The organism is Methanobrevibacter sp. (genome assembly GCF_030539555.1).
GTDB lineage: Archaea > Methanobacteriota > Methanobacteria > Methanobacteriales > Methanobacteriaceae > Methanocatella.
The window spans coordinates 23,998-37,012 of the sequence record NZ_JAUNXX010000003.1 but is presented as its reverse complement, the minus strand read 5'-3'; the positions used below and the strand labels follow the sequence as shown (position 1 = coordinate 37,012).

At 32.9% G+C, this 13,015-nt stretch carries 13 protein-coding genes; 11 read left to right on the top strand and 2 right to left on the bottom strand.

Going from position 1 to position 13,015, the window contains the following annotated elements:
- Positions 1-32: 32 nt before the first annotated feature.
- On the top strand, positions 33-2,525 hold the full coding sequence (locus Q4Q55_RS01450; protein WP_303371039.1) for a heavy metal translocating P-type ATPase: 2,493 nt from the start codon (positions 33-35) through the stop codon (positions 2,523-2,525).
- Between the two features lie 5 nt (positions 2,526-2,530).
- Here Q4Q55_RS01450 and Q4Q55_RS01445 read toward each other — a convergent pair whose 3' ends face one another.
- Both Q4Q55_RS01445 and purB read right to left on the bottom strand, forming a co-directional pair.
- Positions 2,531-3,379 carry a hypothetical protein gene (locus Q4Q55_RS01445; protein ID WP_303371038.1) on the bottom strand — a complete coding sequence of 283 codons (849 nt, stop codon included), beginning with the start codon at positions 3,377-3,379 and terminating at the stop codon, positions 2,531-2,533.
- An 8-nt stretch (positions 3,380-3,387) separates the two neighbouring features.
- Positions 3,388-4,737, bottom strand: a complete 1,350-nt coding sequence (gene purB, locus Q4Q55_RS01440) for an adenylosuccinate lyase (RefSeq protein ID WP_303371037.1) — start codon at positions 4,735-4,737, stop codon at positions 3,388-3,390.
- Between the two features lie 151 nt (positions 4,738-4,888).
- Here purB and Q4Q55_RS01435 point away from each other — a divergent pair, with 151 nt between their 5' ends.
- The 10 genes from Q4Q55_RS01435 to trpA all read left to right on the top strand — a co-directional run bounded on the left by Q4Q55_RS01435 (position 4,889) and on the right by trpA (position 12,939).
- Entirely contained in the window at positions 4,889-5,092 is a 204-nt protein-coding gene (locus Q4Q55_RS01435) for a helix-turn-helix transcriptional regulator (protein WP_303371036.1), read from the top strand.
- Between the two features lie 163 nt (positions 5,093-5,255).
- Complete coding sequence (locus Q4Q55_RS01430) at positions 5,256-6,026, top strand: CPBP family intramembrane glutamic endopeptidase (RefSeq protein ID WP_303371035.1); 771 nt, start codon at positions 5,256-5,258, stop codon at positions 6,024-6,026.
- A 22-nt stretch (positions 6,027-6,048) separates the two neighbouring features.
- The gene (locus Q4Q55_RS01425) at positions 6,049-6,450 is read left to right on the top strand and encodes a hypothetical protein (protein ID WP_303371034.1); all 402 of its coding nucleotides are present in this window, start codon (positions 6,049-6,051) and stop codon (positions 6,448-6,450) included.
- Positions 6,451-6,536: 86 nt separating this feature from the next.
- A complete protein-coding gene (gene trpE, locus Q4Q55_RS01420) occupies positions 6,537-8,033 on the top strand; it encodes an anthranilate synthase component I (RefSeq protein ID WP_303371033.1) in 1,497 nt (498 codons plus the stop codon).
- Positions 8,030-8,614: an aminodeoxychorismate/anthranilate synthase component II gene (locus tag Q4Q55_RS01415; RefSeq protein WP_303371032.1), complete on the top strand. Its 585-nt coding sequence runs from the start codon at positions 8,030-8,032 to the stop codon at positions 8,612-8,614. The genes trpE and Q4Q55_RS01415 overlap by 4 nt, the downstream gene beginning before the upstream one ends.
- The gene (gene trpD / locus Q4Q55_RS01410; protein ID WP_303371031.1) at positions 8,611-9,618 is read left to right on the top strand and encodes an anthranilate phosphoribosyltransferase; all 1,008 of its coding nucleotides are present in this window, start codon (positions 8,611-8,613) and stop codon (positions 9,616-9,618) included. The genes Q4Q55_RS01415 and trpD overlap by 4 nt, the downstream gene beginning before the upstream one ends.
- Before the next feature lie 5 nt (positions 9,619-9,623).
- Positions 9,624-10,400, top strand: a complete 777-nt coding sequence (gene trpC, locus Q4Q55_RS01405) for an indole-3-glycerol phosphate synthase TrpC (RefSeq protein WP_303371030.1) — start codon at positions 9,624-9,626, stop codon at positions 10,398-10,400.
- A complete protein-coding gene (locus Q4Q55_RS01400) occupies positions 10,393-10,992 on the top strand; it encodes a phosphoribosylanthranilate isomerase (protein ID WP_303371029.1) in 600 nt (199 codons plus the stop codon). The genes trpC and Q4Q55_RS01400 overlap by 8 nt, the downstream gene beginning before the upstream one ends.
- The gene (gene trpB / locus Q4Q55_RS01395; RefSeq protein ID WP_303371028.1) at positions 10,989-12,173 is read left to right on the top strand and encodes a tryptophan synthase subunit beta; all 1,185 of its coding nucleotides are present in this window, start codon (positions 10,989-10,991) and stop codon (positions 12,171-12,173) included. The genes Q4Q55_RS01400 and trpB overlap by 4 nt, the downstream gene beginning before the upstream one ends.
- On the top strand, positions 12,166-12,939 hold the full coding sequence (trpA, locus tag Q4Q55_RS01390) for a tryptophan synthase subunit alpha (RefSeq protein WP_303371027.1): 774 nt from the start codon (positions 12,166-12,168) through the stop codon (positions 12,937-12,939). The genes trpB and trpA overlap by 8 nt, the downstream gene beginning before the upstream one ends.
- Positions 12,940-13,015: the final 76 nt, after the last annotated feature.

Genomic DNA, 13,015 nt, shown 5'->3' with positions numbered 1-13,015 from the left:
TATAATTATTGTTATAATGATAGGGGTGAGACATGATGAAACATAAACACATGGATTTGCCAATTGAAGGCATGCATTGTGCTTCTTGTGTTTTAAGTGTAAACAAAACATTTGAAAAAATCGAAGGTGTGGAAGAAGTGGATGCAGATTTGGCCGCCAATAAGCTACATTTAACTGTCAATACCAAAAAAATTTCCTATGAAGACATGGAAAGATTAGTTAGGAATTTAGGTTTTGAACTTCACAGTGATGAGATGACTTTAAGAATTCAGGGCATGCACTGTGCTTCCTGCACAATGAATGTTGAGAACTTTTTAATAAGATTGGATGGTATTTTCGATGTTAAGGCTGATTTAACTTCCCAATCTGCAAAAATAAGATATGACTCATCAAAAGTGGATATGGATGAAATCGAAAAGGTGATTGAGTCTTTAGGTTTTGAACTTTTGGGAATTGAAGGACAAACTGAAATTGATGAAGAGGCAATTTATCAGCAGGACTTAAAAGAAAAACGTAACAGGATAATTGTTGGCTTAATTTTTTCAGTTATTTTAATGATTTTAATGTTTAGTGGATGGGATCCGTTAATAGGTCTAACTCACTCTATTAAACAATCAACAGGCATTAACATATCTTCAATGGGATTGCTTTCATTGATAGTAAGTATAGCTCCATTTTTATATGTGTCTTTACCTATTTTAAAAGCCGGATTCAATGGATTAATGCATAAAAACTTGAATATGGATGTAATGTATTCAATGGGTATTTTGGTTGCATATATTTCAAGTATTTTAGGAACTTTCCATATTGTACTTGACCACTCATTCATGTTTTATGATTCAGCAGTTATGCTTCCTTCATTTTTAATGATAGGTAGATATTTGGAAGCAAGAGCTAAAAAAAGAACTTCAGACTCAATTCGCGAATTGATAGGTCTTCAACCTACTGTTGCAACTGCAATCGAACTTGACGAAAATGGTGAGATTAAATCACAAAAGGAAGTTTCAATTGCAGATATTGAGATTGGTGATTTGCTGCTTGTTAGGCCGGGTGATAAAATCCCTGTTGATGGTGATGTTGTCGGCGGAGAATCTTATGTTGATGAATCAATGATTAATGGCGAACCTATTCCTAAAGTCAAAAAAGACGGTGAAGAGGTATTTGCGGGAACTATTAATCAGGATGGAATTTTATATATCAAAGCTCAAAAAATTGGAAAGGAAACGGTTTTATCTAATATCATTCGTTTGGTTGAAAAAGCACAATCTTCAAGACCTCCCGTTCAAAAATTTGCAAATACTATTGTATCCTACTTTATTCCAGTTATTTTAACAATAGCTATTGTTGTATTCTTAATATGGTATTTTGTTTTAGGAGCACCGTTATTGTTCTCTTTAACATGTTTAATTTCAATACTGGTTGTGGCATGTCCATGTGCTTTGGGTCTGGCTACTCCGACAGCCGTTACAGTAGGTGTTGGAAGGGCGGCTGAATTCGGTATTTTAATCAAAAACGGAGATACTTTGGAAAATGCTGGTCAGATTGATGTTGCTGCATTTGATAAAACCGGAACAATCACTGAAGGAAAACCTGAAGTAGATGATGTAATTGGTTATGGCATTTCAGATGAGGAATTAATTAAACTTGCCGCCAGTGTGGAGCAAAATTCAAATCATCCAATCGCTAAAGCTATTGTAAACAAATCCAAGGAATTAAGCATTGATCTATATTCAACAAGTGATTTTGAAAATGTAACTGGTAAAGGTCTTAAAGCCATACTTAATGGAAGTGAAGTTCTTGCAGGAAACCTTGCTTTAATGGAAAGTGAGAAAGTTAATGTAGGCTCTGATTTGATTGATAGATACCATGAACTTGAAAAACTTAGCAAAACAATCATCTTTTTAGCACAGGATAAATCTGTAAAAGGTATTTTAAGTTTATCCGATAAAATTAAAGCAAATTCTAAAAGAACAATTGAAGAATTGCATAAGATGGATGTTGAAACTTATATGTTAACGGGAGATAATGAATCTACAGCACTCACAGTTGCAAATGAAGTCGGGATTGATAATGTACGTGCGGGTGTACTTCCAGAAAACAAGTTAAGCATAGTTAAGGAAACCCAGTCAAACCATACTAAAAAAGTATTGTTCGTTGGAGACGGTATTAATGATGCTCCAGCATTAACACAAGCCGATATCGGTGTTGCTATGGGTAATGGAACTGATATTGCTATGGAAAGTGGTGACATTGTTGTCATGGAAGGAGATTTGGAAAATGTTGTTGCGGCAATACAATTTTCTAAAAAGGTTATGAGAAGAATTAAAGAGAATATCTTCTGGGCATTTGCATATAATTCAATATTGATTCCCGTAGCTGCAGGAGTTTTATATCCTACTTTCGGCATTACATTTGAACCTGCACTGGCAGGTTTAGCAATGGCATTAAGTTCTGTAACAGTCATATCCCTTTCATTGATGCTTAAGAGATATGTTCCTGAAATAAAAAGAGAAAGTAAAAATTAATTGATTTACAAATCAATTAATTCTATTTTTAATTTTCCAAGTTTTGGAGCTATGAAGTTGTAAAATATTGCAGCAAGTGCTGCAGATATAAATCCTCCAACAACACCACTGATTACGCTAGTGATGATTGCCATAACAGTTCCACCACTGATTAACATGATTATACCGATGATTAAATTTAATATTCCATTAATTATTGCTATTACTATAGCAAAGCTCATCATATCTATTGAATCAATAGTGGTCATATTATTTTCTTTAGATAATTCCAAAACGATTCCTCTGCCTTTGGAAGCGAGTATATTATAGATGTAAGTTCCAATTAAAACAAATACGAATGTTATTACGAAACTTCCAAAGATAAACATTATTATTGTCATTGGCTGGCTTATGAGTAGCATTATCTGATAAAGATTGTAAGCTAGTAATTGCTGACCTGAAAACATCAATGTTTGGATTGTAGTATTAAGCATTAAAGGTAAAATGAATGTGGAAACCAAATAAATCAATACTGATTGAATTGCAGTTATTGTTGCAATAATTGTTGCAGTTTCAGTAGTTGAAATTTTAATAAGTTCACCATTGTTTAATGCAAATTTAATGTTTTTTAATTTTTTTGTAAGTAAGTTATAGAACAATCCTTCTGAAAAGTAGCGATAAATTCCAATCATGAATGTGCCAACGATAATTGTTGGTATGATGTAAATTGAAACTCCGATATTTTCCGGTGAAACGATGCCAATTCCTATTGTTACAATTATTGATAACAATAATGCGAATATTACACCAATTCCGGTTAGGATAATTGTATAGGAACTTAAATCAATTGATTTTAATTCTTTTACACTAGCCATTTCAACACCTAAAACCAGTCTTTGGATTTTTCAAGAAGTTCATCAATGATTATTGGTACAGATCCAATGTATGTGTGTGGATTCATGATTTTTTCGACATCTTCTTCAGTTAAGTATTTTTGCACATCTTCATCTTCTAGGATTAATTCTCCGAGCAATAATTTTTCTTTGTTTGCTTTAATTGCATTTTTTCTTACAATTCCGTATGCGGTTTGTTTTCCCATTCCGGCACGGGTAAGTTCAGCCATCAATCTTTCAGCCATAATCAATCCATTTGTCAAATTTAAGTTTCTTTCGATGTTTTCATTGTAGAATACTAAATTGGTCATTAATTTAATTGTTAAGTTTAAGATATAGTCAGTTAGAATGCAGCTTTCTGGAAACATTATTCTTTCACAGGATGAATTGGTCAAGTCTCTTTCATGCCAAAGAGGATTATTGTCTAAGGCAGCATTTACATATGATTTGACGATTCTTGCAACACCACAGATTCTTTCAGCAGTAATTGGATTCATTTTGTGTGGCATTGTGCTGCTTCCTACTTGTTTTTCAGGATCGAAGTATTCGCCGACTTCCATAAGTTCGGTTCTTTGTAAACTTCTTATTTCTAATCCTATTTTGTCTAAAGTACTTGCGATGTTGGCTAGAACACTGATGAATTCAACATGATTGTCTCTTTGAACAACCTGGTTTGTGATTGTTGCTGCAGGTAAGCCTAATATTTCTGCAACGAGTTTGTGTATTTCCCAACCTTGTTCGCCTAAAGCTGCAGTGGTTCCAACAGCCCCATCCATCATTCCAATACAGACATTTGCTTTGGCATTTTCCAATCTTACATATTGTCTGTGGAGTTCGTCAGCCCAAATACCGAATTTCATACCGTAGGTTGTTGGAAGAGCATGCTGTCCATGTGTACGTCCGATACATACTTTCATTTTGTTTTCTTCGGCTAAATTGAGCATTATTTTAGTTAATCTTTCTAATTTTTCTTTTAACACTTCAATTGAATCTCTAATAAGCAATGAGTTGGAGCTGTCTACGATATCATTTGATGTTGCACCAAAGTGAACATATTCTCCAGCACCATTTTCGCATACTTCTGTAATTCCTTTTGATAATGCGGCAATGTCGTGGTTGGTTTCTGCTTCAATTGCTTTCACTCTTTCCAATTTTACAAATTCTGTAGTGGCTTTGGCTGCAATTTCATCTGCAACTTCTTGTGGAATAATTCCGAGTTTGCCTTCAGCTTGAGCCAATGCGGATTCAACGTCTAACATTCTTTGTAATTTATTTTCTTCTTCCCAAATAGTTTTCATTTCGGGAGTACCATATCTAAATTCAATAGGGTGAATCGCCATATAATATCATCTCATTAAAGTAAATTAAATAAATTATATTAATTATTTTGTTATTTCGTATTATTATATGTTGGTCTAACAACACATTTATATATCTATTTTAAAAGAAATAATATCACCATTTATATATCTGATATAAATAGGTGATTATATGGAAACTAAAATCAGACAGTTTCGCCAAAAACTTGGAATGACGCAACAAGAGTTAGCTGATTCCGTTGGTGTGACTCGTCAAACAGTAAATGCTTTAGAAAATGCTCGTTATAACCCTTCCTTATTATTGGCCTATAAAATTACTAAAATATTGGGAAAAAAATATATTGAAGATGTTTTCATCTTCGAAAGTGATGATTAAAATCAATATGCTTTTTCAAATATTAGCTTATATTTATGAAAGTGATTTATTAGTAAAATAAAGGATTGTTAGTATTGGAGTTAATTTGATAAACTCTTTTTAACATATTAGCAATGCGTATGAAAATTTTTAATTGTTTTTATTGAAGTTATTTTTGGATATCATGTCGTTATTTAATGAGAAACTTAAAAATATTCCATTATGGGAATTGTTGTTATTATTTATCGGTTTATTTGTGATAATTTTCGGTTTGAAATTTTTTCATGTCAGTATTAATCCAATATGGTGTTATTCAATAATAATTTTTTATTTTATCTTAAAATTCAGGGATTCCTTTGGGGAATTTAAAATTGATGTTTTTAATATTTTTTCTAAAGTTTCTTTTAGTGATATTTTGATACTAGTTTTGTTGAATATTTTCTTTTCATATGGGATGCTCTATTTTTCCAATATGATTTTAAGTTTCTTTGATTTAAAAAATAGTATTATATGGCCTTTCATTTCTGCAATGAGTTTAAATATTGAAATATTTGGTGTAACTAGCTTTCTTTCAATAGTTCTTATTTCACCTATTGTCGAAGAGTTAATTTTCAGAGGCGTTTTTTTAAATAAATTAAAATTATTTGTCCCAACTGTATTTGCCGTTTTAATTTCATCATTGCTTTTCGCATCACTTCACAGTTTCGGAAGTATGTTCTCAGCTTTTATATTTGCAATCTGCATGGCGATATTATATCTTAAAAGTGAAAATATATTGCTCCCTATTTTTGGACATTTTTTGAATAATCTGATTGGTGAGAGTATTTTCCACCTTGATTATGCACAAGTTTTATTTAATGACGGTGCTGTCATGGAAATAATGTCAGTTTTGGCTGTCGTTTCTTTTATTTTAATTTTGAAATTCATCCATTCAAATTGGAATATGTTTAAATAATTCAAAAATAAAGATATCTAATATGGATTTAAGAAAAATTGGTATTCTTCTAATTTTTGTTGGGATTGTAGTATCTGTTGCATTTATTGGAAATGAGAAAGTTTTTGTCCCCGCATTGACTATTACTGTTTTGGGATTCTTCATTACTGTGGTCGGCTTTGTCACAGAAATTAGAAAAAGAAAAATTATTAATGATAAACTCGATGAGGATATTGGCAATATTCTCCAACCGTTAATAACAAAATACTCAAATTTGAATAAACAATATCGCAGTGAATTCGACGATGAGGAGTATATTCAAAAGAGACTTCAGTTAAACAGAGATTTGGAAAGAGAAATCACTGAAAAATTACCTTATTTGGAGAGTAGAGAAATAAAAAAGATTGTTATCGAGTTTAGCAAAGATCAAGACAAGTCTGTTTAAATTTTTTTTATAACTTTCTTTAATGTACAAAAAGTTACAACAAGGTTTTAAATAGTACATTCAATATAATATATTTAGTGATAAAAATGTTCTCCCCAACGATAGATGAAGTAAAAAAAATTGCAAAAAATGAGGAATATAAGCGAATTCCTGTCTCTTATGAGTTATTTTCTGATATAGCAACACCTATAGAAGTTTTAAGAATTTTAAAAGGAATTAGTAATCATTGTTACATGTTGGAAAGTATTGAGGATGCAGAAAAATGGGGAAGATACAGCTTCTTGGGTTTCAATCCTCTATTAGAATTCACATGTCAAAATGGTGTTGTTAAAATCAAGGGGGATTCCGAATTTAAAGAATTTAATGATGATTTGGTCACTATTGATACTGACAATCCTGGAGAAATAATAAAAGATTTGGTTTCTAAAAATAAATCTCCAAAATTGGATTATCTGCCTCCATTTACTGGCGGCTTTGTCGGATACTTTGCATATGATTATATCAAATATGCTGAACCTTCACTTAATTTGGATGCTGAAAACCAAGACCAGTTTAAGGATATTGATTTGATGTTATTCGATAAGGTGATAGCTTTCGACAATTTCAAGCAAAAAATTATTCTCATTTCTAATATGAAAACAGATGATTTGGAAAATAATTACCAAAAAGCATGCAATGATTTAAAAAAGCTGGCTGATTTAATCAAAAATGGTGAACGAATGGATGTTGAACCATTAAAATTAAAATCTGATTTCACTCCAGTTTTTTCACGTGAAAAATATTGCAACATGGTCGACAGAGCCAAATATTATATTAAAGAAGGGGACATTTTCCAAGTTGTTTTATCAAATAGAATCGAGGCGGATATTTCGGGAAGTCTGTTTGACACATATAGAGTTTTAAGAACTACCAATCCCTCTCCATATATGTTTTATTTTTCAAGCAACGATATAGAGATTGCCGGTGCATCTCCCGAAACATTGGTTAAACTTAATGATAGGAAGTTATATACTTTTCCTCTTGCAGGAACAAGACCTCGAGGTAAAACAGATGAGGAAGATAAAAAACTGGAAGAGGAGCTTCTTTCCGATGAAAAAGAATTGGCGGAACATAACATGCTTGTCGATTTAGGGCGTAACGATATAGGAAAAATATCGGAAATTGGTTCTGTAAGTGTTGAAAAGTATTTGTCAATTGAAAGGTTTTCCCATGTCATGCATATCGGATCAACCGTAACCGGCGTTTTAAGAAGTGATTTGGACTCTCTTGTTGCAATTGATTCAATTTTACCTGCAGGGACATTATCCGGAGCGCCAAAAATTCGGGCCTGCGAGATTATTAATGAACTTGAAGATAATAAAAGGGGAATTTATGGTGGGGCCATAGGATATGTGGATTTAAGTGGAAATATTGATACCTGCATTTCAATTAGAATAGCTTTTGCACGTAATAATAAAGTATTTATTCGTTCAGGTGCAGGAATTGTTGCAGATAGTGTGCCGGATAAGGAATTCGATGAATGCTTAAATAAAGCGGCCGCAGTAATTAATGCTTTAAAAATTGCTGATGGGGGTTTAGAATGATTCTGCTAATTGACAATTATGACAGTTTTTCATATAATTTATTCCAATTAATTGGGGAGATAAATTCTGATATTTCAGTTTATAGAAATGATAAAATCACTGTTGAAGAGATAAAAAATTTAAATCCTGACGCAATTATTTTATCTCCCGGACCTGGAAGACCGGAAGATGCAGGAATATGTATTGATGTTGTAAGGAATTTTCATGATAAAATTCCAATTTTAGGAGTTTGTTTAGGTCATCAAGCTATTTGTGAGGCATTAGGAGGTAAAATTTCTTATGCCAAAAGATTAATGCATGGAAAATCTTCAAGGGCATCTCTGGATTATGATTTTATTTTTAAAGGATTGCCAAATGAAATTAATGTGGGCAGATATCATTCTTTAAGTCTGGTTGAAGATAGCCTTCCTGAATGTCTAAAAATAATTTCAAAAGCAAAAGATGACGGGGAAATAATGGCCGTTAAACATAAGGAATTTAATGTCTATGGCATTCAGTTTCATCCGGAATCAATATTGACACCGGACGGTTTAACAATTTTAAGTAATTTTATAGAAAAAGTTGAAAGGGGAATTATATGATTAAAGAATCAATATTGAAAGTATCAGGAAAAAAAGATTTAACTTATATGGAAGCTTATGATACAATGGATGAAATCATGAGTGGTGAAGCCAGTGAAGTTCAAATGAGTGCTTATTTAACTGCAATGTCTATGAAAGGAGAAACAATAGATGAAATAACTGCTTCAGCTAAAGCAATGAGGGATCATTGTGTAAGATTATTGAATGATGAGGAAGTTCTCGAGATTGTGGGAACTGGTGGGGATGGTTCAAATACATTCAACATATCAACAACCTCTTCAATTGTCATTTCTGCAGCAGGTGTGCCTGTGGCAAAGCACGGAAATAGGTCAGCTTCAAGTAAATGCGGTGCTGCTGATGTGTTGGAGGCATTGGGCGTTAATATTTATATTGACCCTGAAAAAAGTTTAAGATGTTTAAAAGAAATTGATTTATGTTTTTTGTTTGCTCAAAATTATCACCTTTCAATGAAATATGTGGCTAATGTACGTAAAGAATTATCAATTAGAACAATATTCAATATACTTGGTCCATTAACTAATCCTGCCGGCGCTACAATGCAGGTTCTGGGTGTTTATGAAAAAGAATTGGTGGAACCTCTTGCTGAAGTATTGAATAATTTGGGTGTAGAATCCGCGATGATAGTTTATGGCTTAGATGGGATGGATGAGATTTCCGCAAGTGAAAAAACTTTTGTCTGTGAACTTAAAAATGGAAAAACAATGTCTTATGAAATCTCTCCGGAGTATTTTGATATGGAAATCGCATCTAAAGAGGATCTTGTCGGTGGAGATGCAAAAGAAAATGCGCAAATCACATTGAATATTTTAAATGGTGAAAAAGGACCTAAAAGAAACGCTGTTCTTCTAAATTCTGCTGCAGGTTTCTATATTTCCGGTAAAGTAGAATCTTTACGGGAAGGTGTTAAATTGGCAGAAGAAATTATTGATTCTGGTAAAGCATTAAAACAGCTTGAAAAATTTATTGAAGTCACAAACAGGTGATTGTAATGTTGGATAAAATTGTTGAAAAAACCGAAGAGAGGATAATCGAAGCTAAAAAAAATAAATCTCTTGATGAACTCAAAAAAGAAGTATTGGAATTAGGGATTAATGAAGATTTTCCATTTAAAAAGGCATTAAAAGACCCTCAAATCGCAATAATATCTGAAGTTAAAAAAGCCTCTCCATCAAAAGGAGTGATTGCCGAGGACTTTGATTATGTGGCTATTGCTAAAGAATATGAAGAAGCTGGTGCTTCAGCCATTTCTGTTCTAACAGAGCCTTATTTCTTTCAAGGTTCAAATGATTTTTTAAAAGAAATTTCTGAGGTTGTTTCAATTCCAATTTTGAGAAAAGACTTTGTAATTGATGAATACATGATTTGGGAAGCTAAATTGCTTGGAGCTTCTGCGGTGCTTTTGATTGTTTCAATATTGGATATTGTTCAGTTGAAGAAGTTTTTAGACTTGGCTCATGATTTGGGTCTTTCTGCAATTGTTGAAACTCATGACGGTAATGAAATAAGGACTGCCATGAATGTGGGAGCTGAAATTATTGGGGTTAATAATAGGAATTTGGCTGATTTTACTGTAGATATTGATAATAGTATAAACTTACGTAGATGTGTAAGCGATAATATAATATTTATTTCAGAAAGTGGCATTAAAACAAAGGAAGATGTTAGGAAATTAAAAGAAAATAATGTCGATGCAGTTTTAATTGGTGAAACTTTGATGAAAAGCAATGATAAAAAGTCTTTGATTTCGGAGTTGAAGAATGGTTAAAATCAAAATTTGTGGACTTAAAAGATTGGAAGATGTGGGCATTGTTAATATCTATAAACCTGATTATATTGGATTTGTATTCGCTGATTCAAAAAGAAAGGTTTCTCATGAACTTGCATATGAAATGAAAAATAATTTAAATTCAGACATTGTCTCTGTTGGTGTTTTTGTTGATGCCGATATGGATGAGATTATTGAATTATTCAATCAAGGTATCATTGAAATGGCTCAACTGCATGGTAGTGAAAGTGAAGAATATATTAAGAATTTAAAAGAAAATACCAATGATAAATTAAAAATCATTAATGCAATTGAAATGTCCAATGAAAAGGACTTGTTGGCATATGAAGATTCGATTGCTGATTATCTGCTCCTTGATAGTGGAAAAGGTAGTGGAAAAACTTTTGACTGGAGTCTGATTAGAAAAGATTTAAAAAAAGAATTCTTTTTGGCAGGTGGAATCAATATTTCAAATATCAATAAAGCCATTGATGAATTTAATCCTTATGCTATAGATTTGAGTTCCAGTCTTGAAACTGATGGATTTAAAGATGAAAATAAAATTAAAGAAATTATGGAGGTAATAAATTGAGTAAAGGAAGATATGGAGAATATGGTGGACAGTACATATCAGAAACATTAATGAATGAGTTGCTTTACTTGGAAGAGCAATATAATCATTATATGAATGACCCTAATTTTATAGAAGAGCTCAATACTTTATTGATTGAGTATGCTGGACGGCCTTCTTTATTGTATTATGCTGAAAGAATGACAGATGATCTTGGCGGGGCAAAAATTTATTTAAAACGTGAAGATTTAAATCATACTGGAGCTCACAAGATTAATAATGTTTTAGGTCAGGTATTGTTGGCTAAAAAAATGGGCAAAACAAGAGTCATTGCTGAGACTGGTGCAGGTCAACACGGTGTGGCTACTGCAACAGCAGCTGCATTATTGGATATGGAATGTGAAGTGTTTATGGGTGAAGTGGATACTGAAAGGCAGGCATTGAATGTTTATCGTATGGAATTATTGGGTGCTAAAGTCCATTCAGTGAAATCCGGAACTAAAACATTAAAAGATGCAGTTAATGATGCATTCAGAGATTGGATTGCCCGTGTACATGATACTAACTATGTTATAGGTTCAACCATGGGGCCTCATCCATTTCCTATGATTGTTCGTGACTTTCAAGCTGTAATCAGTGCTGAAGCTCGTGAACAATTCCTTAAAAAAGAAGGTAGACTTCCTACTGCAGTAATTGCCTGTGTAGGTGGGGGAAGTAATGCTATGGGTGCATTTTATAATTTTATTGAAGATGAGGAAGTTAGACTGATTGGTTGTGAAGCTGGAGGGAAAGGAGTTGACACGCCATACAATGCTGCTGCTTTAACAAACGGAAAAATTGGAATATTTCATGGAATGAAATCAATTTTTAATCAGGGGGATTATGGTCAGATAGCACCTGTTTATTCGGTTTCAGCAGGTCTTGATTATCCTGGTGTGGGACCAGAACACGCATATTTAAGAGATACAGGCAGGGCAGAATATGTTCCAGTCACTGATGAGGAAGCTGTTAACGCATTTGAATATTTATCTAGAATGGAAGGAATCATTCCAGCTATTGAAAGTGCACATGCAGTAGCTCATGCAATCAAAATAGCTCCTGAAATGGATAAAGATGATATAATAATGATTTGCCTCTCAGGAAGGGGTGATAAAGACGTTCGTTCAATTGCTAAATATAGGGGAGTTGATTTAAATGAGTAAAATAGCTGATGCATTCAAAAATGGAAAAGCGTTCATTGGATTTTTAACTGCAGGAGACCCAACAATTGAAAAAACTGTTGAATACATTTTGGCAATGGAGGAAGCGGGATGTGACTTGATAGAGATAGGCATTCCTTTTTCAGATCCTATGGCTGAAGGAGTAGTGATTCAGGAGGCTAATGTACGTGCATTAAAACATAATACCACAACCGATGATGTATTTGACATTGTTAAGGAGGTACGTGCCAAAACTGATGTTCCATTGGTATTTTTAACTTATATCAATCCAGTTTTCTTTTATGGTTATGAAGAATTCTTTAAAAAATGCGGAGAATTGGGAGTGGATGGGATTATCTCTCCCGATTTACCTTACGAAGAAAAAGGAGAAATTTCAGACATTGCAAGTAAAAATGATGTTGACGTAATCTCATTGATAGCTCCAACATCTAAAGAACGAATTCAGATGATAGCCAGTGATGCAACTGGATTCATTTATGTTGTTTCTTCACTTGGAGTTACTGGAATGAGGTCTGAAATTAAAACGGATTTAAATGCAATAATTGAGGATATTCGCGATGTCACCGATTTGCCACTTGCTGTTGGATTCGGTATAAATACTCCTGAACAGGCTCAAAATATTGGTAAAATTGCTGATGGGGTTATTGTAGGTAGTGCAATTGTAAAAATCATTGAAGAATATGGTGAGAATGCAACTGAAGCATTAAAAGAATATGTTTCAAGCATGAAAAAAGCAGCTAATGACTGATTCATTTATCATGAAAAAATTTATATAAATAGTTGGTACAAATATAAATATATTATATACAATTTTACTTTAGAGG